Annotated in this window: 21 protein-coding genes and 1 pseudogene; 15 read left to right on the plus strand and 7 right to left on the minus strand. The window is 69.5% G+C overall.

Features of this window, described 5'->3' with window-relative positions; translation table 11 throughout:
• The first annotated feature begins 71 nt into the window (after positions 1–71).
• The 6 genes from CES90_RS29135 (at position 72) to CES90_RS29160 (ending at position 6,747) form a co-directional block, all read left to right on the plus strand.
• Positions 72–509 (plus strand): DoxX family membrane protein, encoded by a 438-nt coding sequence (locus CES90_RS29135; protein WP_189783480.1) that lies wholly within the window; start codon positions 72–74, stop codon positions 507–509.
• 126 nt (positions 510–635) lie between these two features.
• Positions 636–2,408 (plus strand): glycoside hydrolase family 15 protein, encoded by a 1,773-nt coding sequence (locus CES90_RS29140; protein ID WP_229913866.1) that lies wholly within the window; start codon positions 636–638, stop codon positions 2,406–2,408.
• Positions 2,405–2,887 (plus strand): hypothetical protein, encoded by a 483-nt coding sequence (locus CES90_RS29145; RefSeq protein ID WP_189783478.1) that lies wholly within the window; start codon positions 2,405–2,407, stop codon positions 2,885–2,887. The genes CES90_RS29140 and CES90_RS29145 overlap by 4 nt, the downstream gene beginning before the upstream one ends.
• Before the next feature lie 634 nt (positions 2,888–3,521).
• Complete coding sequence (locus CES90_RS29150) at positions 3,522–4,730, plus strand: serine hydrolase domain-containing protein (RefSeq protein WP_189783477.1); 1,209 nt, start codon at positions 3,522–3,524, stop codon at positions 4,728–4,730.
• The gene (locus CES90_RS29155; protein WP_189783476.1) at positions 4,727–6,430 is read left to right on the plus strand and encodes an alpha/beta hydrolase; all 1,704 of its coding nucleotides are present in this window, start codon (positions 4,727–4,729) and stop codon (positions 6,428–6,430) included. The genes CES90_RS29150 and CES90_RS29155 overlap by 4 nt, the downstream gene beginning before the upstream one ends.
• 128 nt (positions 6,431–6,558) lie before the next feature.
• Positions 6,559–6,747 carry a cupin domain-containing protein gene (locus CES90_RS29160; protein ID WP_229913865.1) on the plus strand — a complete coding sequence of 63 codons (189 nt, stop codon included), beginning with the start codon at positions 6,559–6,561 and terminating at the stop codon, positions 6,745–6,747.
• Between the two features lie 221 nt (positions 6,748–6,968).
• Here CES90_RS29160 and CES90_RS29165 read toward each other — a convergent pair whose 3' ends face one another.
• Positions 6,969–7,736, minus strand: coding sequence for a class I SAM-dependent methyltransferase (locus CES90_RS29165; protein ID WP_189783475.1), 768 nt, complete (start codon positions 7,734–7,736; stop codon positions 6,969–6,971).
• A 124-nt stretch (positions 7,737–7,860) separates the two neighbouring features.
• Here CES90_RS29165 and CES90_RS29170 point away from each other — a divergent pair.
• The 4 genes and pseudogenes from CES90_RS29170 to CES90_RS29185 all read left to right on the plus strand — a co-directional run.
• Positions 7,861–8,213: pseudogene (locus CES90_RS29170) on the plus strand (transposase); the annotation flags it as partial.
• A 62-nt stretch (positions 8,214–8,275) separates the two neighbouring features.
• On the plus strand, positions 8,276–8,608 hold the full coding sequence (locus tag CES90_RS29175) for a hypothetical protein (RefSeq protein ID WP_373313354.1): 333 nt from the start codon (positions 8,276–8,278) through the stop codon (positions 8,606–8,608).
• A gap of 13 nt (positions 8,609–8,621) precedes the next feature.
• Positions 8,622–8,840 carry a hypothetical protein gene (locus tag CES90_RS29180; protein WP_229913864.1) on the plus strand — a complete coding sequence of 73 codons (219 nt, stop codon included), beginning with the start codon at positions 8,622–8,624 and terminating at the stop codon, positions 8,838–8,840.
• A gap of 76 nt (positions 8,841–8,916) precedes the next feature.
• The gene (locus CES90_RS29185; RefSeq protein WP_189783474.1) at positions 8,917–10,917 is read left to right on the plus strand and encodes a hypothetical protein; all 2,001 of its coding nucleotides are present in this window, start codon (positions 8,917–8,919) and stop codon (positions 10,915–10,917) included.
• Between the two features lie 521 nt (positions 10,918–11,438).
• Here the strand turns inward: CES90_RS29185 and CES90_RS29190 are convergent.
• Positions 11,439–12,902, minus strand: coding sequence for a flavin-containing monooxygenase (locus CES90_RS29190; RefSeq protein WP_189783473.1), 1,464 nt, complete (start codon positions 12,900–12,902; stop codon positions 11,439–11,441).
• Positions 12,903–13,509: 607 nt separating this feature from the next.
• On the opposite strand from CES90_RS29190, the gene CES90_RS29195 reads away from it, so the two are divergent.
• Positions 13,510–13,815, plus strand: coding sequence for a hypothetical protein (locus CES90_RS29195; RefSeq protein WP_189783472.1), 306 nt, complete (start codon positions 13,510–13,512; stop codon positions 13,813–13,815).
• A 587-nt stretch (positions 13,816–14,402) separates the two neighbouring features.
• On the opposite strand, the gene CES90_RS29200 is transcribed toward CES90_RS29195, so the two are convergent.
• The 3 genes from CES90_RS29200 to CES90_RS29210 form a co-directional block, all read right to left on the minus strand.
• A complete protein-coding gene (locus CES90_RS29200) occupies positions 14,403–15,215 on the minus strand; it encodes a hypothetical protein (RefSeq protein WP_189787084.1) in 813 nt (270 codons plus the stop codon).
• Positions 15,215–16,483: a VWA domain-containing protein gene (locus CES90_RS29205; RefSeq protein ID WP_189787085.1), complete on the minus strand. Its 1,269-nt coding sequence runs from the start codon at positions 16,481–16,483 to the stop codon at positions 15,215–15,217. The genes CES90_RS29200 and CES90_RS29205 overlap by 1 nt, the downstream gene beginning before the upstream one ends.
• Before the next feature lie 61 nt (positions 16,484–16,544).
• A complete protein-coding gene (locus tag CES90_RS29210) occupies positions 16,545–18,050 on the minus strand; it encodes an IucA/IucC family protein (protein WP_189787086.1) in 1,506 nt (501 codons plus the stop codon).
• Positions 18,051–18,234: 184 nt separating this feature from the next.
• Here CES90_RS29210 and CES90_RS29215 point away from each other — a divergent pair, with 184 nt between their 5' ends.
• On the plus strand, positions 18,235–19,758 hold the full coding sequence (locus CES90_RS29215; protein ID WP_189787148.1) for an IucA/IucC family protein: 1,524 nt from the start codon (positions 18,235–18,237) through the stop codon (positions 19,756–19,758).
• Positions 19,755–19,895: a hypothetical protein gene (locus CES90_RS29220; protein WP_189787087.1), complete on the plus strand. Its 141-nt coding sequence runs from the start codon at positions 19,755–19,757 to the stop codon at positions 19,893–19,895. Before CES90_RS29215 ends, CES90_RS29220 begins: the two co-directional genes overlap by 4 nt.
• Before the next feature lie 279 nt (positions 19,896–20,174).
• Here the strand turns inward: CES90_RS29220 and CES90_RS29225 are convergent, their stop codons facing one another.
• Positions 20,175–21,557 (minus strand): condensation domain-containing protein, encoded by a 1,383-nt coding sequence (locus CES90_RS29225; protein WP_189787088.1) that lies wholly within the window; start codon positions 21,555–21,557, stop codon positions 20,175–20,177.
• Between the two features lie 1,114 nt (positions 21,558–22,671).
• Here CES90_RS29225 and CES90_RS29230 point away from each other — a divergent pair.
• On the plus strand, positions 22,672–25,023 hold the full coding sequence (locus CES90_RS29230) for a sialidase family protein (protein WP_189787089.1): 2,352 nt from the start codon (positions 22,672–22,674) through the stop codon (positions 25,021–25,023).
• Positions 25,024–25,159: 136 nt separating this feature from the next.
• Positions 25,160–25,876: a GH12 family glycosyl hydrolase domain-containing protein gene (locus CES90_RS29235; protein WP_189787090.1), complete on the plus strand. Its 717-nt coding sequence runs from the start codon at positions 25,160–25,162 to the stop codon at positions 25,874–25,876.
• A 476-nt stretch (positions 25,877–26,352) separates the two neighbouring features.
• On the opposite strand, the gene CES90_RS51675 is transcribed toward CES90_RS29235, so the two are convergent.
• On the minus strand, positions 26,353–26,475 hold the full coding sequence (locus tag CES90_RS51675; protein WP_332836403.1) for a hypothetical protein: 123 nt from the start codon (positions 26,473–26,475) through the stop codon (positions 26,353–26,355).
• Positions 26,476–26,602 lie beyond the last annotated feature (127 nt).

Here is a 26,602-nt window from a genome sequence, read left to right on the forward strand (position 1 = left end):
ACAGCCATTGACTAAAGAAGGCTGGCGCGCTTCTATTGATAGTGAGAGTTGCCTATAGAAGGAGGGGCGCCATGTCCTCCGCAACCACAACCACCACGACCGCCACCCCCTGGCGTTCCGTGCTCACCGACCCCGGTTACCAGGCATTCGTCATCCTGCGCACGGGGTTCACCGTGGCGCCGATCCTGTTCGGGCTGGACAAATTCACCAACCTGCTCGTGGACTGGCCCACCTACCTGGCGCCGTGGATCGACGACGTCGTTCCGGGCAGTGCGCAGGCCGCCATGTACGCCGTCGGTGTCATCGAGATCGTCGCGGGCATCGTCGTGGCCCTCGCACCGCGCTTCGGGGGCTGGCTGGTGGCCGGATGGCTCGTCGGGATCATCGTCAATCTGCTGAGCATCCCCGGCTACTACGACATCGCGCTGCGCGACTTCGGCCTCCTGCTCGGCGCGGTGGCCCTCGCCCGGCTCGCCCAGCGCTATCACGGCGAGCGGCAGCCGCGCTGAAGCCCCTCGGCGGCGCACGGAAGCCGGTGGGATGGTGGTGTCATGGGGAGCTTCAGCTGTTCTCCAGGACCATCGCCTGGGCCTGGCCTCTGGGCCGAGGGCTCGCGGACGGGTCGCTATGTTCCGTTGCGCGAGTACGCGGTGATCGGCGACGGCCGCACCGCCGCCCTGGTCGCACGTGACGGGTCGGTGGACTGGCTGGGCCTGCCCGACCTCGACTCCCCCGCCGTGTTCGGCGCCCTCCTGGACGCCCCCGGCGGGGGCGGGTTCCGGCTCGAGCCGGTGGTGCCCTACCGGACGGAGCGCCGCTACCTGCCCGGCACCAATGTGCTGGAGACGACCTTCCTCACCCACACCGGCTCGGTGCGGGTCACCGACGCGCTCACCCTGCACGACGACACCGCACTGACACCGATGCGGGAACTGCTGCGGCGCGTCGACGGGCTGTCCGGGTCCGTGCCGCTGCGTTGGAGCGTCAAGCCCTGCTTCGCCTACGGCACCCACCGCACACGGCTCGCGCGGCGTGCGGGCGTCCCGGTGGCGACAGCCGGCAGCAGCGCTCTCGCCGTCTGCGCGTGGGATGCCGGCGAACCCGAATGCCACGGGGGCGTGATCAGCGGCCGATTCGAGCTGCCACAGGGTCGACGCGCCATGATCGCGATGCCGTTCGCCGAGCAGGAGCCACTCGTCCTGCCCGCCCGCCGCGAGTGCGAGGCGCGCCTGGACGGCACGAGCGCGGCGTGGCGGAGCTGGGTCGAGGGCCGCCTGTACACGGGGCGGTGGCATCAAGCGGTGATGCGCAGCCTGCTGGTCCTGAAGCTGCTCGTCCATGCCCCTTCCGGTGCGATCGCCGCCGCAGCGACGACTTCACTGCCGGAGGAGATCGGCGGCGAGCGCAACTGGGACTACCGGTTCTCCTGGGTGCGCGACTCCGCCTTCACGTTGGCGGCCTTCCTGCGGCTGGGCTGCCCGGCGGAAGCGCACGCCTACTTCTGGTGGCTGATGCACGCCTCCCAGCTCACCCACCCCGACCTCAAGGTGCTGTACCGGCTGGACGGCGGCCATCGCACCCCTGAGCGGACCCTGCCCTGGGAGGGCTACCGGCGCTCGGGGCCGGTCCGCATCGGCAACGCCGCGGCCGGCCAGGCACAGCTCGACATCTACGGCGAGCTGGTGCAGACGGCCTGGCTGTACGCTCAGGCCGCGGGACGGCTGGACGCGGACGTCGCGCGACGCCTCGTGGAGCTCGCCGACCTGGTCTGTACGAGGTGGCGGCAACCCGATTCGGGCATCTGGGAGGTGCGCAGTACGCCCCGGCACTTCACCCAGTCCAAGATGATGTGCTGGGTCGCGCTCGACCGCGCCGCCGACCTCGCCCGCCGCGGACTAATCCCCGACCAGCATGTGGACCGCTGGCACGCCGCTCGCGACGAGATCACCGCGTTCATCGAGACCCGCTGTTTCTCATCCGCCCGCGACAGCTACGTTCGCGCCGCCGACGGCGAGGATCTGGACGCCGCCGTCCTGCTGGGGCACCTCTACGGATACGGCGATGAGCGGCGCATACGGTCCACGATCACCACGCTGGCCCGCTACCTTCGTCACGGGCCGTACGTCGACCGCTATTCGGGAGAGGACGGACTCGCCGGCGGCGAAGGCGCCTTCCTCGCCTGCTCCTTCTGGCTCGCCGAATCCCTCGCCCGCACCGGCCGCCTTCCCGAGGCGATCGAGCTGATGGACGAGCTGGTCGGCCTGGCCAACGACGTCGGCCTCTACAGCGAGGAGATCGACCCTGCCACCGGCGACTTCCTGGGAAACCTTCCCCAGGGACTGAGCCATCTGGCGCTGATCAGCGCCGCCGGCGCCATCACCGGGGCAAGCAAGGACGCGTCGCGATGAGCGCGTGGTCAGCCGCCGCGGGAGCCTTCGTCGGCACACTGGCGCTCACGACGGCGCTGCGCGCTGCCAGTGAGCTGAGCCTGACCCGCATGGACCTGCCTTTCCTGCTCGGCACGGTGGTGACCATCAACCGCATCCGCGCGAAGGCCATCGGCTACTTGATGCATTTCCTCAACGGACAGATATTCGGGTTCGTCTACTTCGCCGTCTTCCTCGCCATCGACCACAGCGGCTGGTGGCTGGGGGCCCTGTTCGGACTCGCACACGGCCTGTTCGCCGGCACGGCACTGGTGAACATCCTGCTGCCGCTCGTCCACCCGCGCATGGGCAGCCCGCTGACCAGCGCCCCTGACGTGGCCCTGCTCGAACCTCCTGGCTTCCTGATGCGCAACTACGGGCCCGGAACCCCTGTGGTCACCGTCTTGGCCCATGTCGGCTTCGGAGCGATCGTCGGAGGCTTCACCGCCCTGCCGGCGTGAGGGCATTCGGTGCGGCCGGACTGGGCCCCCGGAGTCCCACCAAGGCACCTGGCCGAGGAAGCTCAACCGGACCCGACGGTCCGTGTTACTCGTGTTCGTATCCACGAAACTCCGTTGGGCAGCCTCGGACGTACCCGGTTCCACGACTCGGTTCCAGATGGCCGACACATCGCGATCACCGTGTCGACGCGGCCCTCGTCCTGCGGCCGGGCCGACGCCTGCGAACCACCCGTACGGAAGGCCCCACAACGCGTCCAGCACACGCCGCCCGTGGGCTTTCCGGCACGCAGTCTCTCGTCCGGCCCGGCGACCACCTCGCCCTGCCGCTCGTCGTCGTGGTGCTGATGGATCGGCGCCGCCTGGCTGATCGTCTGGGGCCAGGATCTCCGGATCTGGCCCGGCAGCAGCTTCCCGGCGTTCGGAGGGCGGACGCGGTCATGGTGCGTCGGTCGTCGGCCTTCCCAACGACCTTGTGAGGAGCGGGGGCAACCGCCGCACCGGCTCGCCCGTACCAGCAGCAGGTCCAACCCGTCCAGGGGGTCTTCTCCCTGCTCTCTGCTCGGGCTGGCGTCAACTCGGAAGCACATGCCTGCCGGAGTGATCACGGGACGGCCCGTGCCTACCGTGATGTGGCATGCCAACCTTCTTACCGACTTCGGAGACCGGCAAGCGCGTCGGTCTCGCGGCGCTGGTGGCGGCCATCGTGCTGGCCACCGGCCCGACGGCGACCGCGCAGGCGCCGGACTCCAGCCCTGCCGTGGACTGCGGCACGCACGACCGGACCCGCCAGGTGCTGCGCAGCCTCACCGACCACCACGGCATCACCGGTGCCGCGGTCCTGGTGGTCGACCCCACCGCGGGCCAGCCCTGCGGGCGTTGGACCGAGACAGCCGGAACGGCGGATCTGCGCACCGGACGCCCGACGAACACCACCGACCGGCTGCGCGTCGGCAGCGTCACCAAGACGTTCACCGCGGCACTCGTCCTCCAACTCGTCGCCGAGCACCGCCTCTCGCTGGAAGCCCCCGTCGACCGCTATCTGCCCGGCCTGATCCAAGGGGACGGCCACGACGGCCGTCTGATCACCGTACGACAACTCCTGCAGCACACCAGTGGATTGCCCGACTATCTCGACGCTCCCGAATGGGAGCATCCCGAGCGGCTGCGGTACCGCCACTTCGAGCCGCACGACCTCGTCACGCGTGCTCTCGAACTGCCGCGCCCGCAGGGCACCTGGCACTACGCCACCACCAACTACCTCGTCCTCGGCATGATCGTCCGCGAGGTCACCGGCCGTACCCCCGAGGCGGAGGTCACCCGCCGCATCATCAAGCCCCTCGGGCTGCACGACACCTACTGGCCCGGCGACGACACCCGCATTCGAGGAGCGCACTCCCGCAGCTACTTCACCGACGGCGGCGGCCGGCGCGTCGACGGCACCCCCTGGAACATGACCTTAGGCGGGGTCGGCGGCGCCCTCGTGTCATCACCGGGCGACCTGACGCGGTTCGCCGCCGCCCTGTTCGACGGCCGCCTGCTGCCCGCGGCCCAGCTCGCGGAGATGCGACGGACGGTGGAGGTCGACGTCGACCGGCTGTGGCCGGGCGCCCACTACGGGCTGGGCCTGATCTCGACACCGCTGTCCTGCGGCGGGACGTGGTGGGGACACGCGGGCACGGTGCCCGGCGGTCACCGGGCGCTGGTGGCCGTCGGTCCCGGCGGCCGGAGCGTCGCCGTCGCCCTGAACGAGGTGCCTGCCTCGCTCCAGGCCGAGTCCGACTTCCTGGACCTCGTCGACAAGTCCCTCTGCGAGGGCAGGCCTTCCGAAAGGACTTCCGCATGACTGGCTCCCCCTCCCCCGGCACACCGTCCGGTGCGGCTTCGTCCCTCACCTCCTCGGCCCGTGCGACTCCTTCTTCCGCCGCCCATCCACCTGCCCCCACCTGCCCCGCAGCCGCGAGCACGGCCGACCCGCGCGGTTCCGCGACCGACGGCCTGCGCCGGTTTGTGTCGCGCGCCGCGGCAGGGACCGCCCTGTGCCTGGTCGGGGCGCTCGCCGTCCCCGGGTCGCCCGCCACGGCAGAACCCGCCCGTACGACCGCTGACCCCCTCGCCCACTACTACCGACAGCACCTCGACTGGAAGAGCTGCATGCTCGGACCCGACGACGAGACCGGCAAGGAACTCCAGCAGGCGGGCGCCCAGTGCGCCGATGTCACCGTCCCGTTGAACTATGACGACCCGGACGGCCGCACGATCACCGTCGCGATCTCGCGGATCCGGGCCACCGACACGGCCCACCGCGCGGGCGCGCTGCTGCTCAACGGCGGTGGCCCCGGCGGGCAGACCATCGGCGACCCGCCGTGGGTGCGCACGACGATGAAGCAGGTCGGTGAGCGCTACGACGTGGTGGGCGTCGACCCCCGTTTCGTCGGCCGCAGCACGCCGCTGGACTGCCACTGGCCCACCGGCTCCTTCATACGCGGTGCGGGGACGGACCGTGCGGGGTTCGACCGCGCGGTGGCGTTGGCCAGCGAACTCGCCGATCGTTGCCAGACCTCCCAGGGTGACGTCCTGCCATACACCACCACCCGGAACACCGCGCGCGACATGGACGTCATCCGCGCCGCGCTCGGCGAGCGCAGGATCTCCTACCTCGGCTACTCGTACGGCACCTACCTCGGCCAGGTGTACGCCACGATGTTCCCCGGCCGCACCGACCGCGTCGTACTGGACGGCCTCGTCGCTCCCGGCCGCTACAACCCCCGGCTGCTGCGCGGCACGGGACCGGCCAACCGGCACGCTCTCAAGGGCTGGGCCACCTGGGCAGCCGCCCGTGACACCGTCCACGGTCTGGGCCGCACCCCGGGCGAGGTGCTGGCGGCCGTGGACAGCGTCCAGGCGGCAGCCGGACGTACGCCCCTGCTGATCGGCGCCCACCGGGTGGACGAGCATCTGGTGCCCGTCGTCGTCTTCAGCGGCCTCTCACAGGACAACGACGCCGCCTACGCCGATCTCGCGCAGGCCGTACGGGACATGCGACGCGCCGCCGGCGGCCACACGGTCACCCCCTCGCCGTGGCTGGCCGAAACGCTCGGCTTCCTGCTGAACGGATCCGACTCCGCATACGGCAGTGTCCAGACAGCGATCCTGTGCGGGGACGCGTCCGCGCCACGCTCCCCCGAGGTGTACTGGCGCGATGTCCAACGTGCCCGCGCGCAGGACCCGTTGTTCGGTCCCGTCACCCACAACATCGGGCCGTGCGCGTTCTGGGACCCGCCGCGCGAACGCCCGACCACGGTCCGCGGCGACCTTCCGGCCCTGCTCGTCAACGCGACCGGTGACCCGCGCACCACCTACCGGAACGCGCAGACGGTGCGCCGCATGTGGCCCTCCTCCCGCTTGGTCACCCTCCGCGGCGCGGACCAGCACGCCGTGTACGGCGTCTTCGGTAACTCCTGCGTCGACGCGACGGTCAACACCTACCTCGCCACCGGCCGCCTGCCCGTTACGGACGTCACCTGCGACCGGTCAACCGGCTGAGAGAGACGGCCCGGCCGCCACTGGCACGGCAGGTTCCCGCCTCCACCTCCAGACCTTGTCTGGAGGTGGAGGCGGAGGCGCCGCGAGTACGTCGTACAGCGCGAGGACAGCGCGTTGGCGGTGGCGGTGTGGTCCGACGGTCGAGGCGCACGAGGAGCGGCAGCGCCCACATCCTCGCCGGCATCGTCGAACTCACGCCCGAAGGTGGCGAGCCGGTGGTCTACAGGGCTGGCGACAGCTTCGTCATGAAGCCGGGCTTTGTCGGTGTCTGGAAGACCATCGAAACCGTACGGAAGATCTACGTGATCGTGATGTGAGGCCGGTGCTCTGGGTAGCGGTCACGAGGGTGACGTGATGGTGCCGGCCTGATCCGACTCGACATACATGGCCGATCGGCTTCACTTGAATCGCGGCCCCGTATTTCGCCACGCGAGGAAGCTCAAGCGGACCTGACGGTTGGGTTGGCACTGAGCCTTTTCACGTCCGGACGAGAGAAGTTGAACGCCGGACTGTCCGGCGCGGTGACCTCGACGCCCTGTCAGCCTGCCAGCCGGGCTTTCCAAATCTCCTCGCTGGGCCATTGCTGGGCCCAGTCAGCGGGGACTTCTGTGTAGTCCCGGTGTGCGGGCTGGGGTGCCTGGACCTCAATCAGGTCCTCAACGACGAAGCCGGAGGACCGGAGCAGACGAAGCATCTCGCCATGCGGCAGGATGAACTGCACGTGATTTCCCCAGTCCAGCCGCTTCAGGCCAAATTGTGCGCGAGACAGGGTGGTGGATGCCGACCCTTCGGGCCGTACGCACAGCGCGAACAGCGGTGAGTAGCGCATGAACACCAGATGGCCTCCAGGAACGAGAAGCCGGGCCGCCTCCGGGATCCACTGATAGGGGTCGCACCACAACGAGGCGCCATACTCGCTGATCGCCAAGTCGAACGTGTTGTCGTCGTAGGGAACTTTCTCAGCCTTGCCCAGGACGAGGGGGAAGTCGATGCCGAACTCCGCCTGCATCGCGCGAGCAGTGGCGAGCTGCTTCTCCGACAGATCGATCCCGACCGGGTGGGCCCCTGCTCTGGCCAGCCAAGCGGAGACGTAGGCAGTACCGCAGCCCAGCTCAATGGTCCGCATCCCGCCTATGTCGTAGGGAAGTACGGAAACCTGTGACTCAGGGGTGGCCCACAAGCCCCAACGCGGTTCCGCCTGTGACCAGTGATCGCGGGCGAGCGGCCCGTGCCACGCAGCCGCTTCGTCATCCCAATAGCGTCGGTTCTGCTCCACATGGTCCGTACGGCTGTCATGGGCAGTCATGGAGGCATTGGATCGAAGATGCCGATGCCCTGGCAACGGATTTACGGCCTCACCAACGTCCGTCGAGAACCAGTGGCTACACAAAGGTCAGATCACGGAGGCGTGCAGCAACCGGCACGCCCAGCATTGTCGAAGCCCACTGACCACCTGGATGCCGGGGGTCGCGGTCAGAACCACCGCAGTGCTGCTGGTCACCGTCGCGGACGGCACCGGCTTCCGCCACTGGCCTCGCCCCGGTCACGAAGTCCTCGGGCACCTCGATCCACGGCGAACACGCGCCCCGAGGCGGAAATCGGCAGCTCAAACGGGCCGTGTTCCTTTCGGTCTTCGCCGCCCTGCACGAGGCGTCCCACGGTCCCGCGCCTACCACGACAAACGCCCGGTCGGGGGGGAAGCCCCACACACAGGCCTGCCCTCCTCCGCCTCGCCCGTCACCGCACCAGCGTCCTGTTCGCCATGCTCCGCGACGGCACATAGAGGCACCCCCGAATGCCGCGCCCCGCCCTCGGAGAAGGAAACGGGAAACAGCATCGATCGCCTTGTCCGTCCGGGAGGGGTTGCCGCACTCTCGGCCGGCCACGGGAAGCGAGCGAGAACTCGACCGACAACTCGCCCTGGTCGGCCAGGACGCGGTGCGTACGCAGGTCCGGTACGGCGTGCGCCGTGCGCTCGCCCATGCGTCCGCCGGCGAGATCGACCACGCGTGTGCACTGACGGCACCGCTGCTCGACGGCGTGGCGGCAGTGCGCTCGGCGACCGTCACGACCGATCTTCAGCGTCTCGCCAAGGTCCTTGCCCGCCATGCGGATCACCCTTCCGTAAGTCAGCTCGGACCACGGCTCGGCACGCTGTCCCGCTCGTCCACTTCCTGAAGGAGACACCACCATGAAAGAGGTCTTCATCAACTACCGCACAGGCGAAGGGGAGAAGACCGCCGCCCTGATCGACCAGGAGTTGTCACGTCGCTTCGGCCCGCAGCACATCTTCCGTGCGTCGAGGTCCATCGCTCCCGGCGAGGCCTACCCCGACTCCCTGCTCACCGCGCTGCGACACAGAACACCCGACATGTGTCGGGCGACCGGCACTTCTCGGGCAACGGGATGACGTACTTCGAGGGCGACAACCACGGCAACGTCCAGCATCGGTTCGGCGAGCCGGATCGGCGCGAGGACGACAGCCGGTGAACCAGCAGGGCGATACACGAGTCGAGAACCCGCAGGGCTTCATCCACACAGGTCCCGGCCACATCTACGTCAACGGCGGCGCCCACCCGCAGGACTCGGACAAGCCGGCCTTCCGACGTGTCGCCGAGGACCAACTGCAGTGGCTGCGGCGCGTGTTGGTCGAGCCGGTCGGCATGGGCAAGGCCCGCTCCCTGCTCGCCGACACCGGCACCGTCGTCCTGGACGGTGCTCCGGGCAGCGGCCGTACCTCCGCGGCCCGCGTACTCCTTCGCGAATGCCACCGGGACTGCGGCGTCTTCCACGAACTTCTCCCCGGAGAGGAGGAGGAACTGGCCCTCCACGAGCCTGCGCTGGTCGGAACCGGTGACCAGTTGCTGCTGGATCTGTCCGCCGCCGACGACCGCCAATGGTCCGCGGCACGGGCCGACCTCCCCGCGCTCCGCAAGTCCGTACACGAACACCAGGCACATCTTGTCGTCGTCATGCCACACGGCGGCACCCTCGACCCCGATCTCCAGTACTACCGGGTCACCATCGAGCGGCCACCCGGCCGGCAGGTGCTCAGGCGACACCTGCGCATGCACGGCGTGCCGTACGAGCAGTACATGCGGTCCGACGTCACCGTCGACGAGTTCCTGGGCGTGGAAAGGCCGATGTGGGAGATCGCGGACTTCGCCGACCTGGTGCGCCGAGCCCGCGAGACCGCTCAGCCGGACGAAGGGTTCGCACAGTGGTGCGCGACAGCCAGGAGCGCACGGAACGACCGGCGGAGGGAAGTCGCCGCTCTCGTCGCTGAATTGCGCGAGGCGCCACAACGAGCGCTGCTGATCGCCGTCTCCATGCTCCACGGGGCGCACGCCGATGTCATCCATCGCGCGGCCCAGCTCCTGCTGCGCACTCTCCGCTCCCCTTCGGACGGGGTCCCGCTGCTCCAGCACAAGGACCTCGCCGAGCGGCTCGCGGAGATCTCAGCCCATACCGGGTCGAGCGGACACGTGCGCTTCGAGAAACTGGACTACGACTCGGCCGTCCGCGCACATCTCTGGGACCACATGCCTGACCTGCGGCCCCACCTCGGCACGTGGGCCGCGAGTGTAGTGGACCTGAACGACCCGCACGTCGTCCCTGCCGTTCGTGACGGGCTGGTGGCACGTCTGGCCGGACAGTACCTGCGGACCGGGCGCGGGGACGGTCTGGCGTCCCTCGCCGAACGATGGAGCGTCGAGGCGACGAGCAGGGCGGGGCTGGAAGCCGCTGTCCATGCGCTCACCTGTGGTCTTGAGGATCCAGCTCACGGCAGGGAGTTCCGCGGACGGATCTATCAGTGGTGTGCATACCGTCGTCTCCGGGGGGAGTTCGCACAGGTACTCGTCCGGATCTGCGCTGATGTCCTCGCGGCCAGCCATCCGGATCAGGCTCTGCTCAGGCTGTATTACCTGGCCCGCCGCGAGCGCGACCCGGCGCAGCCTGCCCTGCAGGCGTTGGACGATCTGGTGGCGGGCAGCCACCGGCTGCGCCGAAGGCTGCTCGACCGCCTCGCGCGATCCGAACTCCATCTGTCCGACCTCGACATCTTCCTGCGAGCCAGCGATCCGGTGCCGCTGACGGACTCCTCCGACATCTCTCGCGCGCTGGTGGAGGAGAACGAAGTACAGCGCTCCCTGATCACGTGCTGGTATGCGGTACTGGCCGAGCTGCCGCGGGCGACGTGGCAGCCGCACGCGGCACGCTGGCTCCACCGGGCGGCCGATGACACCGGACACCGCGGTGAGCTTCTGCTCGACCTCCTCGTCAGAGCGGCCGAGCGGTGCGGGGGCAGACGGGGTGAGGCCTTCGCCGCGCTGTACGCGAGCGCCCGCGAAGCCGAGCGCACCGCTCCGGGAGGCCCCGCACGCTCCGTCGAAACCACCGAACTCCTCCTCCACAAGATCAGCGTGGCCCAGGGTCTCGGCCCAGCGGCCCCGCCGTCGGCATCAGCCAAGGGGACTCAACCGTGACGACCGCTCGAAAGACGACAACCATCTTCCTCACCGTCTTGGCCCTGCCGCCCGAATTCGGCCCGTCGGCCGCCCTGTCTCCCGCACATCCACATCGACGGTCGACGCCGTCGCCCCGCACCCACTCACTTGGTGTGGCCGGAATTCGGCCCTACAGTCGTGGCCGCACCAGGGCTACCCGAGAAACGACAGGCGGACCTGACGGTTGGGATTGTCCCTGTTCGTGTCCGCCAAACTCCGTTTAGACAACCGTCAAGGTACCCGAGCGCGGAATCTCCACGTGATGCGTCATCGGAATCCCGTCACATGAAGCAGGTAGCGGGAGAAATGCCAGGTCAATGGGCGTTTCGCGGTCCTTCGGGCGGGTGTCAGGCCCTCAGAGCGCCAAAGGAGCGTGAACGGCCGAGGCGGGCCCGGCCTCCCCCGGCGGGATTCCCCGAGCTGGGTGACCGACGAGATCCAGCGCTGACGGGTGATCACCTGCCACCGATCACGCCATCGGGGCTGCTCATGCCCCGCGTTCATTTCGCCGAACCCGATCGAGTCAGGCCCGCGTAGCGGTGTGCGAGTCCGCCGGGGAGCAGGTATTCGGCCAGTAGGTTGCCGGCGCGGTGGGACGGCAGTCCCATGTCGTGCAGGAGTTCGTCCGCGCAGTGGATGTCGTAGGGGCCGAAGTCGTAGCCGCCGGAGCCCGGCAGCACCTGCTCCTGCCAGGCCAGGCGCGCGTCCGTGGCCTCCCGCATCTCTTGCTCGCTCGGGGTGGTGCGCAGCGTCGCGCGGAAATGGCAGGTCAGCCAGTGCGCGGTGAGTTCCATGCCCATGATGTTGTTGAAGACCTGCCGAAAACCGACGAACCCGAGCCGGTCGGCGCTGGGTGGCACGATGCCTCGGTAGAGCCGCAGCCGCCCGGCGGAATCGTGCACTCGTACTCTCGGATCCAGGAAGGGGAAGACTTTGTGGTGCCCCGTGGCGAACACGATGACGTCCGCCGCCACTTCCTCGCCGGTCGCCAGTCGCAGCCCCTTGTCGGTGTACGCCTCGACCGCACTGATCTTGGGGGCGATCAGGCCGCGGCGGACGGCCCGCACGTAGCCGCGTGGCATCACTCCCGCGTGGGCCAGGTGGAAAGGGAGCGCGTGAGCGGGCCGCAGCTCCCTCGGCAGCCGGTACAGCCCGGTGGAGAACAGCGTGTCGCGGGTGATGAGCCACCACAGGGCTCGCTTGACCCGCTCGTCGATACGGTCGATCGGACGGATGCAGGCCGGATCGTGGTAGCGGGGCAGGAGGGCCTCACCGAGCCGGGTGAACAGGATCCACTTGTAGCCGACCAGACCGAGCAGGAACCGCTCGGGGACCATCCAGTTCACCTTGCGCTGCACGAGGGTGGCCGAGGCCGCCTCGCGTGCGGCCCGGGTGACCAGGTCCAACGCGGACTTGCCGCCGCCCACGACGGCCACGCGCCGGTCGGCGAATGTCCCCGCCCGCACCTCGTTGGAGTGCAGCACGGTCCCGCGGAACAATTCGCGCCCTGGCAGCTCGGGCAGCTGGGCATGATGATGAGCCCCGGTGGCGACAACGACGTAGTCGAATGTTTCGCGATGAACCTCCGCCGCCTTGTCCCCAGCGGGCCGAGAGTCGATCGACCAGCCGGAGGCGCCCACCCTCCCAGGACCGTCCACCGGCCGGATGGAGATCACCTCGGTGCCGGGTCGAACGCGGTCCAGCACGCCGAAGGTCTCGGCGTAGTTCTCCAAGTAGCGTTGCGTGTCCGCCGCGCTGGCGAAGTGCAAGCGGTTGGGCAGGTCCGCGAACTCGAAGATGCGGAGCGCGGACTGGTTGGCCAGCCCGTCGTAGCAGCCTCCTGATGACCAAATTCCGCCGACTTGCTGGTACTTGTCGAAGACCGTGACGTCGAAGCCGTTCTCCAGCAGTACCTTGGCGGTGACGATTCCCCCGGGGCCGGCCCCGACAACACACGCTCTCATCAACTGCCACTCCCCTTGGGCGATCGACGCAGCCAGCTCGCTCATCATCCCGGTTGCGCACCCCTGTGCCCAGCGCATGGCCAGGTGGACCACGACCCCTTCACTCAGGTCTCACGGTGCCGCGCCGGATTCTGCACGGCGGGGCCGAGGTCGAAGATCCTCTGGTCCGGAGCCGCACGACCTACCGGAAAACCGATTACCCGCCGCCCTCGCCGTAATCATCCTGGCCTGATGGATCTCAGAGAAGCGGCACAGGCGTGGCGTGATACGGCTCCGTGATCCTCCCTGGCTTCATTCCTCCGGACGAGTTGAAGCCCGCGGCCGGCGAGCTGCACGTGCTCTTCCCGTCCGCCAAGGGCTTCCATGACGAAACCGATCAGCGGCGCGAGCGGTTCATCGGTGACCCGTTCGCCGGGATCGACTACTTCCCGTTCGCCAGCACGGAGATCAGTCTGCTGGCCGTGAACCATCGGATCCTGGCGCTCGCCGAGATGCTGTTGGAGGACGAAGGTCTCCAGATCTACGGGCCGAGGCCTGGGCGAAGTTCGCCGGCGCCAGCGACTACGACCAGGACCTGCACCGCGACTACCTGGGCCATACCCTCCTGGTGCCCAGCAGCGCGCCCGGCTTCCGCCAGTTGGAGATGTTCGTGTACCTGGCGGACGTGCCTGAGGAGTTCGGGCCGGCTCACCTCGTCTCCCGGAAGCACACAGTCGACCTCGCCGCCGTGCCTGACAGGTTTCTGCGGCCCGGTCTCGAAAGCAAGAGCCGGTTCCACGACGGCAGCGGTAGCCCGCACCTGTACGGAGCGGAGGTGTCCGCAGCCGGTCCAGCCGGAACCGTCGTCGCCTTCGAAGTGTTGGTGCCGGAGGTGCCGGTGGACGGGATGGCGTCCGGGGCGACCGGGCTGTAGGCGGCCTCGTCGCGGGCGCTGTACACCAGGGTGTTGTCGGGGAAGACGAAGGTGGTCAGCTCGTCGGCGATGCGCCCTGGGAGCTACCTCGTCGGCTTCCACCTCCGCCTCGATCATCTGGGTCAACACCTCACACGGACCAACCCTTGATCGCAACTAGTACTGCAACGGTGCTTGTGCTGATTGCTGGGCAGATTTCAGGGACTGTGTCCGCGTCGTTTGTAGTGGCTGATGCGGGCTTGGCGGTCCACTTCCCCCAACCTCACCCCGGGAAGCTGCCCACAATCAGCCGAGATCACTCAACGTAACGAAGCACTACTAGGGCCCTTCTGATGGATCTCCGCGGCGTCGCGACGCCCGGCACGCTCCCCCACTCTCGGCTTCGCGCGAGTGGGGGGACCCCCATCGAGGGCTTCCACGCGGCACGCCGAGAGCACGCACCGGACGCCGCTCCTTCTCCCACGGAGATCCATCAGAAGGGCCCTGACCGCCGGGCTCTGAGGCGCTCGGCCGACCCTGCGGGACCGCACCCGGCGCAGCGAAAGGCCCGCCGAACCGGCCTGGTTCGGCGGGCCTTTGATGTGGCGTCAGGCCCCCGGTGGCGGGACCCGAGTCGGTCGCCCCGCGCCCCGCGTCAGCGAATACCCTCCGATGCCGGCCAGCGCGGCGAGCACCGCGCCGATCGCCGTCCAGACCCAGCGGTCGCTCCACCAGCCCGAGGCCCAGCCGTCGTCCGGTTCGAGGGAGGAGAGGACGGCGTCCGTCGAGGATTCCTCGTCCTCGTCCTGTTGCGAGGTCACCGCGATGCCCGGCACCAGCGGCTGCGCCAGCGAACCGTCCACTGCCGCCGAACCGCCGATGTCCTTGGAATCGGCCTCGACCTCGACACCGACCGGCAACCCGAGATCGGCCGTGGCCAGCCGGATCGTGGTCAGGCGGATGTAGTACGTGCCCGGCAGCGGGTCGTCGGACCACTGCTCCGACCAGGCTCGGACGGTACGCAGGGTGCAGGACAGCTCCACGGAGGTGGCCTCCGCCCCGGCGGTCCGGGTCTGCGCGCCGTACTGGCAGGCCTGGCGGCGCCGCAGGCCGTCGTACACGTCGAGTTGCCAGGTGGAGGAGGACTGGGCCGCCTCGGGCAGCTTGACGGTCGCCCGTACGGTGGGCCGCCCGCCGGCGTCCGCCGGGAACGACCAGTACAGGTAGTCGCCGGTCGAGGCGCTCGCCGTCGCCGTCCGGCCCTGCTCGAACTCCGCCGCCGTACGGAAGGAGGTGCCCGCCTCGGTGGGCGCGTCACTCTCCTCCGAGGGGCTCGCGGAGGGGGTGGAGTCGGCGACGGCCGGGGACACCGCCAGGCCCAGTGTCAGCAGGGCCGCGCTCAACACACGTGTGATCCGCATCAGTTGGTCCTCCAGACCGCGACACGCCAGCGCGACAGCCAGCCCCACAGCACACCCGCCAGGAAACCGACGAGCACCAGCACGCCGAGCAGCCACCAGCCGCGGCCGAGGCCGAAGGAGGCCACATCGCTCGCCTGGTCGGGACCGTCCACGACGTCGACGGTGATTTCGAGCGGCAGACCGGGCGTGGTCTTCACACCGCTCGCGGGGGAGTACGAGTTGGTCACCTGGAGGCACACGCTCTCGGCGACGTCCTCCTCTTCCTCTTCCTCGGCCTCCGGCTTCGGATAGCGCAGGCCCGTCGAGATGACATCGGTACGGCCGGTGCCCGCCGCCTCGCCGCGTACGATCTCGCGGTTCTTGACGGTCACCGCCCGCAGCAGCACCCCGTAGTCGGGGTTGACCTCGCGATCGGCCGCCACGCTCACCGAGGCGCGCAGTTCCTGGCCCGGCTTCACGTCCACGCGGTACCAGCGCTGCTGCCCGAACTCCTCACGGTCGGTGTACAGACCCGACGTGAGCGTGGGTGCCTTGGCACACGCCTCAGCGCCCTCGACGGCCTTCGGCACGACGACCGGGTCGGCGGCGCGGTCGACCAACTGGTTGACGCGGTCGGTGAGTTCGTCGCGGTGCTCGATCGAGGTGTACGTGCCGCCGGTCGCCTCGGCGATACAGCTCAGCTGGAGGCGCATCTTGGCGTTGGGCACCAGGCCCAGCGTGTCGATGGTCAGGCCGATGCCCTTCGCCGCGATCTCGCGGGCCACCTCGCACGGGTCCAGCGGGGCGCAGGTGTCCTCGCCGTCGCTGATCAGCACGATGCGCTTGGTGCCCTCGCCGCCCTCCAGGTCGTCGGCCGCCTTCAGCAGCGCGGGACCGATCGGGGTCCAGCCGGTCGGCGCGAGTGTGGCGACCGCCGCCTTCGCCTCGGTGCGGTCCAGCGGGCCGACCGGGTAGAGCTGCGCGGTGTCCTTGCAGCCCGTCTTGCGGTCGTCGCCGGGATAGTTGGCGCCCAGGGTGCGGATGCCGAGCTGGACCTCTTCGGGCGTGGCGTCCAGCACCTCGTTGAACGCCTGCTTCGCGGCGGCCATCCTGGACTGCCCGTCGATGTCCTTGGCCCGCATCGAACCGCTGACGTCCAGTAGGAGGTTGACCTTGGGCGCGGTGGCCGTGGTCTCGTCGGCGACGGCCGTGGACGGGACGGCGATCCCGACCGTCAGGGCGGCGAGCAGGGCGAATATTCCTGCCGCCAGCCGTTGTCTTGTGATCATCGGCGGATCCTATTGATCCACGGGGTCACCCTTCAAAACGAGCCCACTGTTGACGAGCTGTTCACCGCAGCGGACTGGGTACCTCCGTCCAGATGTCACCCGGCCGCTCCGGCGAAAGGCGCATGAGCGTCAACGCCTTCGTCGGTACCGGCCCCTCCAGCAGCGTGTCCAGATCGGGGGTGCGCGGCAGGTCCCGTATGGCGGTGGAGAGCGCCTCGCGCAGTACGGGCGTCGAACCGGCCGTGGCGCCCAGTGTGCCCGTGACCAGGGCGCCGAACAGCTTGCGGCGCAGCGTGGTCTCGTCGTCGGTGATGATGCGGCCGGCCATCGCGGGGGCCGGGATGCCGTGCCGGGCCAGGCGGGCCGGGCTGACCCGGATGTCGGCGAGGTCACGGTAGATCAGGCGGCGGGGGGCACCCGACGGGGACAGGACCACCAGGAGGTTCTGACCGTGCGCCTCCAGGGCCACACCCAGGTCGAGCAGCCGGAGGCAGACCGTGAGCGTGAGCCGGGTGAAATCCGCCAGCCAGGAGGGCGACCGGGGCAGCTCGGTCGTCGCGAGCGCGGCCACCGGAACGACCCGCTCCCCGGTCGCCGTGTCCGCGTATGCCTCCGGTGACTCGCGCAACACCGCCGCCAGATCCGGTGAACCGGCGGTGACCGCGCCGAGCGTGCGGGTCACGTGCAGCAGACCGTCCGTGCGGGCGGCGACCTTCGCCATGAAGTCCGAGACGATCGCCGAGGTCTCGATCGAGTAGACCGAGATGTCCCGGACGGAGGAGGTGATCCGGGCGCTCAGCGTGGTCTTGACGTGCGGCCCGCCGCCGGGGAGGGCGAGGGTCCGCAGGGACATCAGGGGGTGGGCCTCGATCACTTCACCCAGGGGGCACTTGAGTACATGGGCCGCCTGCCAGGGATGCACCGGGATCAGCACCCGCCCCCCGTCCCGGAACCGCTCCGGCCACTCCCCGACCACCAGCGCCTCGTCCACCGGCGCCAGACCCAGCCGTACGATCTGCCGGTGCTCCGGCCCGTAGGCGAGCTGATCGGCGGTCGAGAAGCCGGGCCGGGAGCGGCAGTTGGGGTGGAAGGGGTGTCCGTCGACCAGCCGTTGTTCCCACTCCCAGCTCGTCACCGGGGGGCGCGCGGTCGCGGCCGCCCGGTTGGCACGTGACAGTGCCAAGGAGGCCACGCTGTGGTCGAGTTCGGCGGCGAAGGCGGCGCTGTGCGGGACGGCCAGGGCGGTCATGAGCCGTGCCGGACGGTCGTACGACAACGCGTCGAGCCGCACCTCGTCGACGCGCGCGGCCGTGGCGTACGGGTCCACGAGCGGGCCGTGCAGCCGATGCCCGTCGGCCAGGTGAAGGGTGACCCCGTCGTCCCCGGCCGCCTCCCGGCGTACCACCCAGGGCATGGGCTCATGGACGAGGCCCCGCCACAGCCGGGACAACACGGCCGCGCGGGCGCCGGGCAGCGCGGCCGTGTACGGCTGCGTCAGATCGGGGCGTACGGCGCCCAACTCGGCGCCGAGCGCCGCCTCTGCGTCGGACAACGGTTGACGATGCACGGGCGGGCTCCTCGGGTGCGGAAACGGCGTCGGGCGGGTACGAGGGCAGATACGGGGACCGCATCGGAACGGCGTACGACCACTGCCCGCACACCTCTGTGACAACGCACGGATGCCGTATGACGGCTTCGTGGCGCATCGCGGCGGGCAGAGATACTGATCACGAGTGCACCGTATGGAACGAATGGACCCCGTGGACGCCAACCCGACCCGCGACGGCACCGCCGCCGACGCCCACGCCGCCGCCCCGCTGCTCAACTGTCTCCTGCGGGAGGCGGGGGAGCTCGTCGAGCCGGGCGCGGCCGGAGCCGCCGGAGCGCACCGGCTCAGAGCCAGCGGTCGTCTCCTGCGCGTACGCGGTACTCGCCGCCCCACGGAACCCGAACTGCTCACCAACGGCACCTGGCAGCGACTCACCCATACGGAACTGGTCAAACTCACCGCTGAGGAACTCCGCCTCCTCACCGGCCTGCCCAACTCCGAACTGCCCGCCGAGATGCTCGACAGCCGTGAGGCCGTGGCCGCCGTCCTCACCGCACGCGCCCACGCGACGGCACCCGAGGACCCGTACCGTCTCTCCGAGCAGTCCCTGATCACCGGGCACCCGTACCACCCCGCCCCCAAGGCCCGCGGCGGCGGCCCGCCCGCCGCCTGGCTGCCGTACGCGCCCGAGGCGTACGCCGCCTTCCCCCTGATCCTGCTCGGCGTCCGTGAGGACGCGGTGGTCGAGGAGGGCGACACCGCCGCCCTCGACACGCTGGGCACGGCCCCGCCCGGCTACCGGCTCCTGCCGGCCCACCCCTGGCAACTCGACCTCGTGGGCAGGGAGTTGGCGGAAGCCTTCGCCGACGGCCGCCTCGTACGGCTGGGGCGTACGGAGGGGGAGGTGTGGCCGACGGCGGCGATCCGTACCGTGTACACCCCCGAGGCGGACCTCTTCCTCAAGTTCAGCCTGGATGTGCGCATCACCAACGACATCCGCCGCCTGTGGCGCCACGATCTGCTCAAGCTGCGCCGCACGGACACGGCGGTCACCGCGGCCTTCGCCGAACTGCCGGGCGCCGCCTGGCTGGGTGACCGCGGCTACCGCACCGCCGACTTCGCCTTCGAGGAACTGGCCGTACTGACCCGCGACGGACTGGCCGACCACCTGGCCCCCGGCACGACCCCCTTCCTCGCCGCCGCCCTCACCGAGGACACCGCGGCCTTCCCAGGCAACCCACTGGTCCGTACCGCCGAGCCCGAGGCCTGGTGGGAGGCGTATCTGCGCGCGGTCGTACCCCCGGCCCTCGGCGTCTTCCACCACCACGGCGTCGTCCTCGAAGCCCACCTCCAGAACACCCTCGTCGCCTGCGACCCCGCCGGCACCCCCGTACAGGCCCTCTACCGTGACGCCGAGGGCGTCAAGCTCCTGCCGGACGTGACGCGCGCGGCCGGCTGGGAACGGCTGGTCTACTGCCTGCTCGTCAACAACCTCATGGAGATCGCGGCGGCCCTGGCCGAACACCACCCGGGCGTCGACCACTGGCCCGCCGTACGACGCGAGTTGAAGCGCCACCGCGACATCCCGGAGGCCGAGGAACTCCTCAACTCCCCCACGCTCCCAGGCAAGACGAACCTACTGCTCCGCTGGACGGCGGCGGACGGGGCGGACGCAAGGTATCTGCCACTGCCCAACCCCCTGTCCGAGTACGGCACTTCACAGTGATCGACTTCCACCTGGAGTGGCGAGGTGCCGGGCGGCCCTTCGTGGCCCTCCTGAGCGGACTGCGCGGCGTCGGGAAGACCACACGGGCGGTCGAGTCGTGGTCCGTGACGACCGTGTCCGCCGCGACGATCAGGTAGCACGAGGCGTCGAGCGCCCTGTGCCACGGGACGGTGCGCGCGCCGGTGGCCTCCAGCGCGGCCGGCGCGGTGAAGTTGTCCACAGGGTGGCGCTGACCTGCGGTGATGCAGCTGAACTGCTGAGCGGGTTCACCTCGATCAGCGCGGCGGTGAACGCGAGGTCTTCCCGCCGCTGCCTGGGCTCGTCGGTGGTGTACCTGCGGTTGCCGGAGACGGCCCACAAGCAGTTGGAACACCGAGCCGGATCTCGGCGTCGGCCATCCGCAGCCCGCCGCGTCCCTACGCGCCGGCGAAGGAGCCACTCCGTGCGGCGTGATCGCCGGTCGCGGCTTTGACCAGCCGCCTCTCGAAGGAGAGGAGTATCTGTTCGAGATCGTTCGCGTCGAACGACGTCGCATCCGTCCCGAGACTGATTCCGGCCGTCTCGGACATACCCCAGACAACGAAGCAGAGCTTTCCGGAGTATGGGTCGACGGGTTTGGGGAATCGTCTGTAAAGGCTGGATTCCATGGCTCGCTCGATGTCCTGCTGTGCCCTGTCCGCGCGAGCCCGAATCAGCGTGCGGGGCGCTATGGGGAGGATGTTGACCACGTACGGGTTGTGTGCCGAGCGGCCCAGTTCGGCGGAGACCTCGTCCAGGGACCTGGCGTAGCGGTCGGGCTCTCGCAGGCTGACGGACGAGGATCTGACGAGTGCCGTGTCAACGGCCCGGCACAGCGTCGGGAACCGGTCGCTGCCCAGGGACGTGTCGACCAGGACGAGTGCCCGGCCGGCGATATGGGCCACCGACTCGCGGGCGAAGGTGGTCTGCCGGTTGGCCATCACGGTGTTGAACACGCAGTTGCCAATGCCGAGGTGCTCGGCGAGCGCGCACGCGTATGCGGCTTGCAGGACGGCGGCCACGGATGTCCGGTACTGCTTCGCCAGACCGGCTGCCGCGAGGGCGACGGCCGTCGAGTCGAGGCATACGAAGTTGTAGACGGCGTCCTTGTGGCCCGCGGGCGTCCGGAGTTCGGGCATGACGGACTGACGGAGCATGGCCCGGTCATGGGTGTCGACACGATGGGCGTGCCGCAGCCCCGAGGGACTGGCTTCGAAGCTCGCGATCTGCCGCGGCTGCCACCCCGAACCGAGGTCGGCGCCCGGATTGGCGGCCAGTCGGGCTATGTGTTCGGCCACGATCCGGGCGGCCGTCGTGTCCGCCGAGAAATGGTGCAATGACAGCGCGATGTGGATGGGCCTGCTGTCCACGGTGACGACGGCGGCCCGCAACGGCAGGTCGTCCGGGGCGAATCCGGGCTCGGCCAGCCGGAGAGTGAAGGCGTTCAGCTCGTCGTGGGTCGCCGGGACGTCGGAGGCGTACTCGTCGACCTGGAGCACCCCGGAAGCCACGACGACCGCGCGCGGGCGCCCGTCCGCGTCACGTGGATACAGCGTGCGCAGCGCCTCGAAGTGGGCCATGACCACGGCGAAGGCATGCAGCACCGCAGCCATGTCCGGCGTGCCGTCGAGTGCCCGCCCCATCCGTACGTTCCTGTTGCGGGGTCCGTGGAGATGGGGGTGGCATCCCTCGCGTTCATGGGCCTTCTGCGACCACGTCAGTTCATGCTCTCCGGCGGTGCCGGCGACGAAGACGACGTCATGGCGTGCGATCTGTCGCATACCTGCCCCGGCCCTCCTCCGGTACGTCGGCGGCGTGCCACGTCTCGCGGATGTGCGCGGCAAGTTCGCCGACCGGACGGCGCGGAGGCCCTCGATCCTCCACGCCGTCCGGCGGTACGACGACGCGGCCGGAGCGAAGGCGCCCCCTCTTCAGGCAGAGGATAGATCCGCGCGGACCACGTGCGTCAATGCTCGGGAAGTAGGGAACGCGGCGGCGGTGGACAGTTTTCCTGCCGCGTCCCACCCGGTCGTTACCGCGCCCCACCGGTCGTTACCGCGTCCCGTCGGCGATCGCGGCCAGGTGGACACCGCCCCGCAGTGTCGACCGATGAGGTTGCGGGCCGGCTTGACCCGGACGGCTCGAGGGATGTCGCGGCGGTACTCACGTGAGATGTCCCTTCCAGGAGGTCGAGAGGGCGTGGGAAGCGTGGGCGCCTGCGGGCCCGAGCGGCGTACGGCCTTCCTGGATCGCGCTCTCGTGTCGTTGAAGCGCTTCGACACCGCATGACGCTGAGTCGTGCGTCAATGACAGGCCGCCCAGCCGTCGCCAGCCGTTTTTCCAGCGTTGGTGTTCCTCTCTGAGAGTTCGCCCAGAGTCACAGATCACCTGGGGAAAGCCGCATGGAGGGCAGGGCGTGCCGCCACCCGAGACCATGCCTGTTACCGAAAAGTGACCTGGACGGCCCGTTGTCGCGCCCTGAAACACGGCCTTAGTGTCACCGAAACGTCGAAGCGCATCGACGCCGCTTTCCTCCCGCCGTCCCGGCATCAGGCCCCGGACGACTCAGCGTCGGCCGCCCGCCGGTCGGATCCACGAAAACGAAGGGCCGCACCGACATGAGCACCGAGATGAACCGCCGAGCCGTCCTGCGAACAGCCGCCGGCGTAGCGGGCGCCGCCTCTCTCTCACCGCTGTCGGCCGCCTGCGGGGCAGCGCCTCGGGTACCGGCAAGGGCGGCACCGGCAGCAAGAAGGGCCTGGCCGCCGCGCTGCCAGTGGAAGGGCCCAGGACGGTCGGCAAGCCGGACGTCGCGTCTGCGAGGCTCCCCAACGGAGCGGTCACGGAGCCGGGTTACCTCACTCTTCCCACGCACCTGAAAGGCAAGTACCCGTCATGACCCATGCCCCGCACCTCTCCCGCCGAGGACTGCTGGCCGCCGGCGCGGCCGCGGCCGCACTCCCTGTGCTCGCCCCCTCCGCTGCCTCCGCCGCGTCCACCGGCGCGGCCGGGAAGCTCAGACGCACGCCCTACACCTTCCGCAACGCGGAAATAGTCGGCGGCGGCTTCGTCCCGGGCATCGTCTTCAACCAGAGCGAACCCGGACTGGTGTACGCCCGGACCGACATCGGCGGCGCCTACCGCCTCGACACGGCGACCAAGCGGTGGATCCCCCTCACCGACTGGATCGGCTGGGACGAGTGGGGACACACCGGCATCATCAGCCTCGCCACCGACGAGGTCGACCCCGACCGCGTCTACCTGGCGGCGGGCACCTACACCCTTCCCGACTGGGACCCGACCACGGCGGCGATCCTGCGCTCGACCGACCGCGGCCGCACCTGGAAGACCACTACCCTGCCGTTCCGGCTGGGCGGCAACATGCCCGGCCGGGGCATCGGCGAGCGGCTGGTGATCGACCCCAACCGCAACAAGATCCTCTACCTGGGCGTGCGCGGGGGCCATGGGCTGTGGCGCAGCACCGACCACGGCAAGACCTTCGAGAAGGTGACCAGCTTCCCCAACGTGGGCAACTTCGTCATCGACCCCAGCACCCCCGACGGCTACAACGGCGACAACCTGGGTGTGCTGCAAGTCGTCTTCGACAAGCGCACCGGCAGAGCGGGCAGGGCCACCCGGACCCTCTACGTCACCGTCGCTGACAAGGACAACATCCTGTACCGGTCCACCGACGCGGGAGCGACCTGGGAGCGCGTACCCGGGCAGCCCACCGGCTTCATCCCGCACCACGCGGTCTTCGACCACGTCGGCGGCTACCTGTACCTGGCGACCAGCGACACCGCCGGCCCGTATGAAGGCTTCAAGGGCGACGTGTGGAAGCTGGACACCGCCACCGACACCTGGACCTGCATCAGCCCGGTCCCGTCCACCAGCGCCGACAACGAGTGGGGTTACAGCGGTCTGACCATCGACCGGCAGAACCCGGACACCCTGATGGTGTCCACCCAGCTCAAGTGGTGGCCCGACTGCATCCTCTTCCGCTCCACCGACGGTGGCGCGAGCTGGACCCGCGCGTGGGACATGGGCGCGAATTCCGAGCGCACCCTGCGCTACGACATCGACATCTCCGACTCCCCCTGGCTGACCTGGAACGCCTCGCCGTCGCTGCCCGAGATGACCCCCAAGCTGGGCTGGATGATGGAGTCCGTCCAGATCGACCCCTTCGACTCCGACCACTTCATGTACGGCACCGGAGCGACGATCTACGGCGCCGACAACCTGACCGACTGGGACAGCGGCGGCACGGTGCACCTGGCCGTACGGGCCCAGGGGTTGGAGGAAACCGCTGTCATGTGTGTGATCAGCCCGCCCGTCGGCGCGGCGCACCTCTTCTCCGGCGTGGGCGATGTCGGCGGCTTCCGGCACACGGATTTCCACAAGGCGCCGAAGATGTACGACAACCCGACCTTCGGCGGCACCCCGGCCCTGGACTACGCGGAGCTGGCGCCCCACACCATCGTGCGGGTCGGCCACCCCACCAGCGGCTGGACCCAGCACTTCGCCGTCTCCACCGACAGCGGCGGCACCTGGAAGCCGTCGGGCAGTGAGCCGGCCGGCGTCACCGGGCCCGGAGTCGAGGACCAGGCCGTCGCCGTCAGCGCCGACGGCAGGCGGATCGTCTGGTCCCCGGCCGGTGCGCCGGTCAGCTGGTCCGACGACCACGGAGCGACCTGGACGGCGTCGAAGGGGCTGCCGAGCGGGGCCCCCGTACGCTCCGACCGGGTGAACCCGGCGAAGTTCTACGCCTACGCTTCCGGCGTCTTCTACCTCAGCACCGACGGCGGCAAAAGCTTCGAGGCCACGGCGGCGACCGGTCTGCCCACCGCGGGGAACGTTCGGTTCAAGCCGGTACCGGGCCACGAGGGCGACATCTGGCTGGCCGGCGGCACCACCAAGCCCACCACCCCCACACCGTACGGGCTGTGGCGGTCGACCGACTCCGGAACGTCCTTCACCAGGTTCACGGCGGTGGACGAGGGCGACGTCGTCGGATTCGGCAAGGCCGCGCCCGGCGCCACCTACCCCGCCGTCTACACCAGCTCCAAGATCCGCGGCGTGCGCGGCATCTTCCGGTCCGACAACGCGGGCCGGACCTGGATCCGCATCAACGACGACCGGCACCAGTACGCCTGGACCGGCAACACCATCACCGGAGACCCCCGGGTCCACGGTCGCGTCTACTTCGGGACGAACGGACGAGGAGTCATCTACGGCGACCCCAAGTGAGGTTCGGCTCCCGGCCGCCTCGCTCCGCACCCGCCGTCCCGAAAGGGAGACCGACGTCGCCCTGCCATCAGGGCAGGGCGACCGACTTCTCCTCTCCTGTGTGATCCCCCCACTCAGCACACATTCCGGAGGGCTGATGAAATTCCGTACCGGCTGGGCCGCGCTTCTCACGGCTCTGGCTCTCGTCTTCACCCTGCCGAATTCGGCGGTGGCCGCGTCACAGACGTACTGGTTCAAGCACTACTCGACCGGCGGCAACGCCACGACGTGGTACGCCAACGACAACTCCTGGGGTGTGAACTCCCCGACCGGCACCGGCTTCGTCGCCATGGTCAACGGCAAGGACTGGGGCTGGTCGTCCCCGGTGACCACACTCCCCAAGAAGATCGGCGCCGTCAATCCCAACAACACGTCGTGGTTCAGCCAGTCGGCGTGGCCGAAGTCCGGCTCGCGCTACAACGCCACGTACGACATCTTCATCGACCCGATCCCCGAGCCGAACAACCGCAACTCCAAGACCGAGCTGATGATCTGGCTCAACTGGCACAACACCAGGCCGCTGGCCGACCGCTACGACGCGAACGGCGAAGCGATCCCGACCGCGACCAACGTCAGCCTGGCCGGCCGCAGCTGGGACATCTACGACTACCACTGGCCGAACGGCGACCACACCCTCAGCTTCCTGGACAGGAGCAGGTCCGGCTGGTGGTCCGGCAGCCTCACGCCGTTCTTCAACTACGGCCTGAACAAGGGCCTCTACACCAACGACCACTACCTCAACAGCGTCATGGCCGGCTGGGAATTCGGGCCGGGCGACTACACCGCCCACTCCTGGGGCGCCGTGGGCTTCTGACGCCGCCACAAGCAGAAGGGCGGACCGGTGACCGGCCGCCCTCTGCCGGGAAGTACCGCCCGACTCTCCGTACGGAGAGTCGGGCGGCCCGGGAGCAGCGCCGCCTCTCCGCAGGGCGGCACATGACCACACGCTGCTTCACCGACGGTGGGCGACTTCTCTTCGGCCTGCTCGAACCAGAGGAGGGACGCCACGACTGAGGAATCGCATGCGACGTAAGACGCGCAAGCGATCGAAGACAACCCGCCGGGCCGTCGCCGCCATGGCGGCGACGGCCCAGGGGGCAGGGGGCAGGGGGGCGGGAGTGGCAACACCACCAGGAGCTCGCCCCAGGATCGAACGAACCAAACCATGGCGGCGGGGGCCGCCACCATCGACTGCCCCGATGTCGGTACCCGGCTGCGGCAGGTGCCCGACCAGGCCAGGGGTGAGGTCGACAGGGAACTCGCGTCGCTGGACCAGCAAGTCGCGCATGTCTACCAGCGGTTGCAGAACTCGGCCCAGGCCATACGGCAGGACAGCAAGGTCGCCAACAACGCGATCATGGGCCCGTTGAAGGACAAGCGGGCCGCGGCCATCGAACGCATCGCGATCGCCATCGGCCGTACGGCCGACCGGCCGCAGGGCCTGGACTCCCTTGCCGCATGCCCGCTCCTCGCTGCCGAGAACCCAGCCGGCACCGGCAAGGGCGAGGGCGGCGACAACCAGGAGCCCGCAGCAACAACA

The organism is Streptomyces capitiformicae, from assembly GCF_002214185.1.
Classification (GTDB): Bacteria; Actinomycetota; Actinomycetes; order Streptomycetales; family Streptomycetaceae; genus Streptomyces; species Streptomyces capitiformicae.

Bases quoted from the DNA above. Each gene is read 5' to 3' on its own strand.
- CES90_RS29135 (WP_189783480.1), top strand. From the start codon at position 72: ATGTCCTCCGCAACCACAACCACCACGACCGCCACCCCCTGGCGTTCC.
- CES90_RS29145 (WP_189783478.1), top strand. From the start codon at position 2,405: ATGAGCGCGTGGTCAGCCGCCGCGGGAGCCTTCGTCGGCACACTGGCG.
- CES90_RS29150 (WP_189783477.1), top strand. From the start codon at position 3,522: ATGCCAACCTTCTTACCGACTTCGGAGACCGGCAAGCGCGTCGGTCTC.
- CES90_RS29155 (WP_189783476.1), top strand. From the start codon at position 4,727: ATGACTGGCTCCCCCTCCCCCGGCACACCGTCCGGTGCGGCTTCGTCC.
- CES90_RS29165 (WP_189783475.1), bottom strand. From the start codon at position 7,736: ATGACTGCCCATGACAGCCGTACGGACCATGTGGAGCAGAACCGACGC.
- CES90_RS29180 (WP_229913864.1), top strand. From the start codon at position 8,622: ATGAAAGAGGTCTTCATCAACTACCGCACAGGCGAAGGGGAGAAGACC.
- CES90_RS29190 (WP_189783473.1), bottom strand. From the start codon at position 12,902: ATGAGAGCGTGTGTTGTCGGGGCCGGCCCCGGGGGAATCGTCACCGCC.
- CES90_RS29200 (WP_189787084.1), bottom strand. From the start codon at position 15,215: ATGCGGATCACACGTGTGTTGAGCGCGGCCCTGCTGACACTGGGCCTG.
- CES90_RS29205 (WP_189787085.1), bottom strand. From the start codon at position 16,483: ATGATCACAAGACAACGGCTGGCGGCAGGAATATTCGCCCTGCTCGCC.
- CES90_RS29215 (WP_189787148.1), top strand. From the start codon at position 18,235: ATGGACCCCGTGGACGCCAACCCGACCCGCGACGGCACCGCCGCCGAC.
- CES90_RS29225 (WP_189787088.1), bottom strand. From the start codon at position 21,557: ATGCGACAGATCGCACGCCATGACGTCGTCTTCGTCGCCGGCACCGCC.
- CES90_RS29230 (WP_189787089.1), top strand. From the start codon at position 22,672: ATGACCCATGCCCCGCACCTCTCCCGCCGAGGACTGCTGGCCGCCGGC.
- CES90_RS29235 (WP_189787090.1), top strand. From the start codon at position 25,160: ATGAAATTCCGTACCGGCTGGGCCGCGCTTCTCACGGCTCTGGCTCTC.
- CES90_RS51675 (WP_332836403.1), bottom strand. From the start codon at position 26,475: ATGGCGATCGCGATGCGTTCGATGGCCGCGGCCCGCTTGTCCTTCAAC.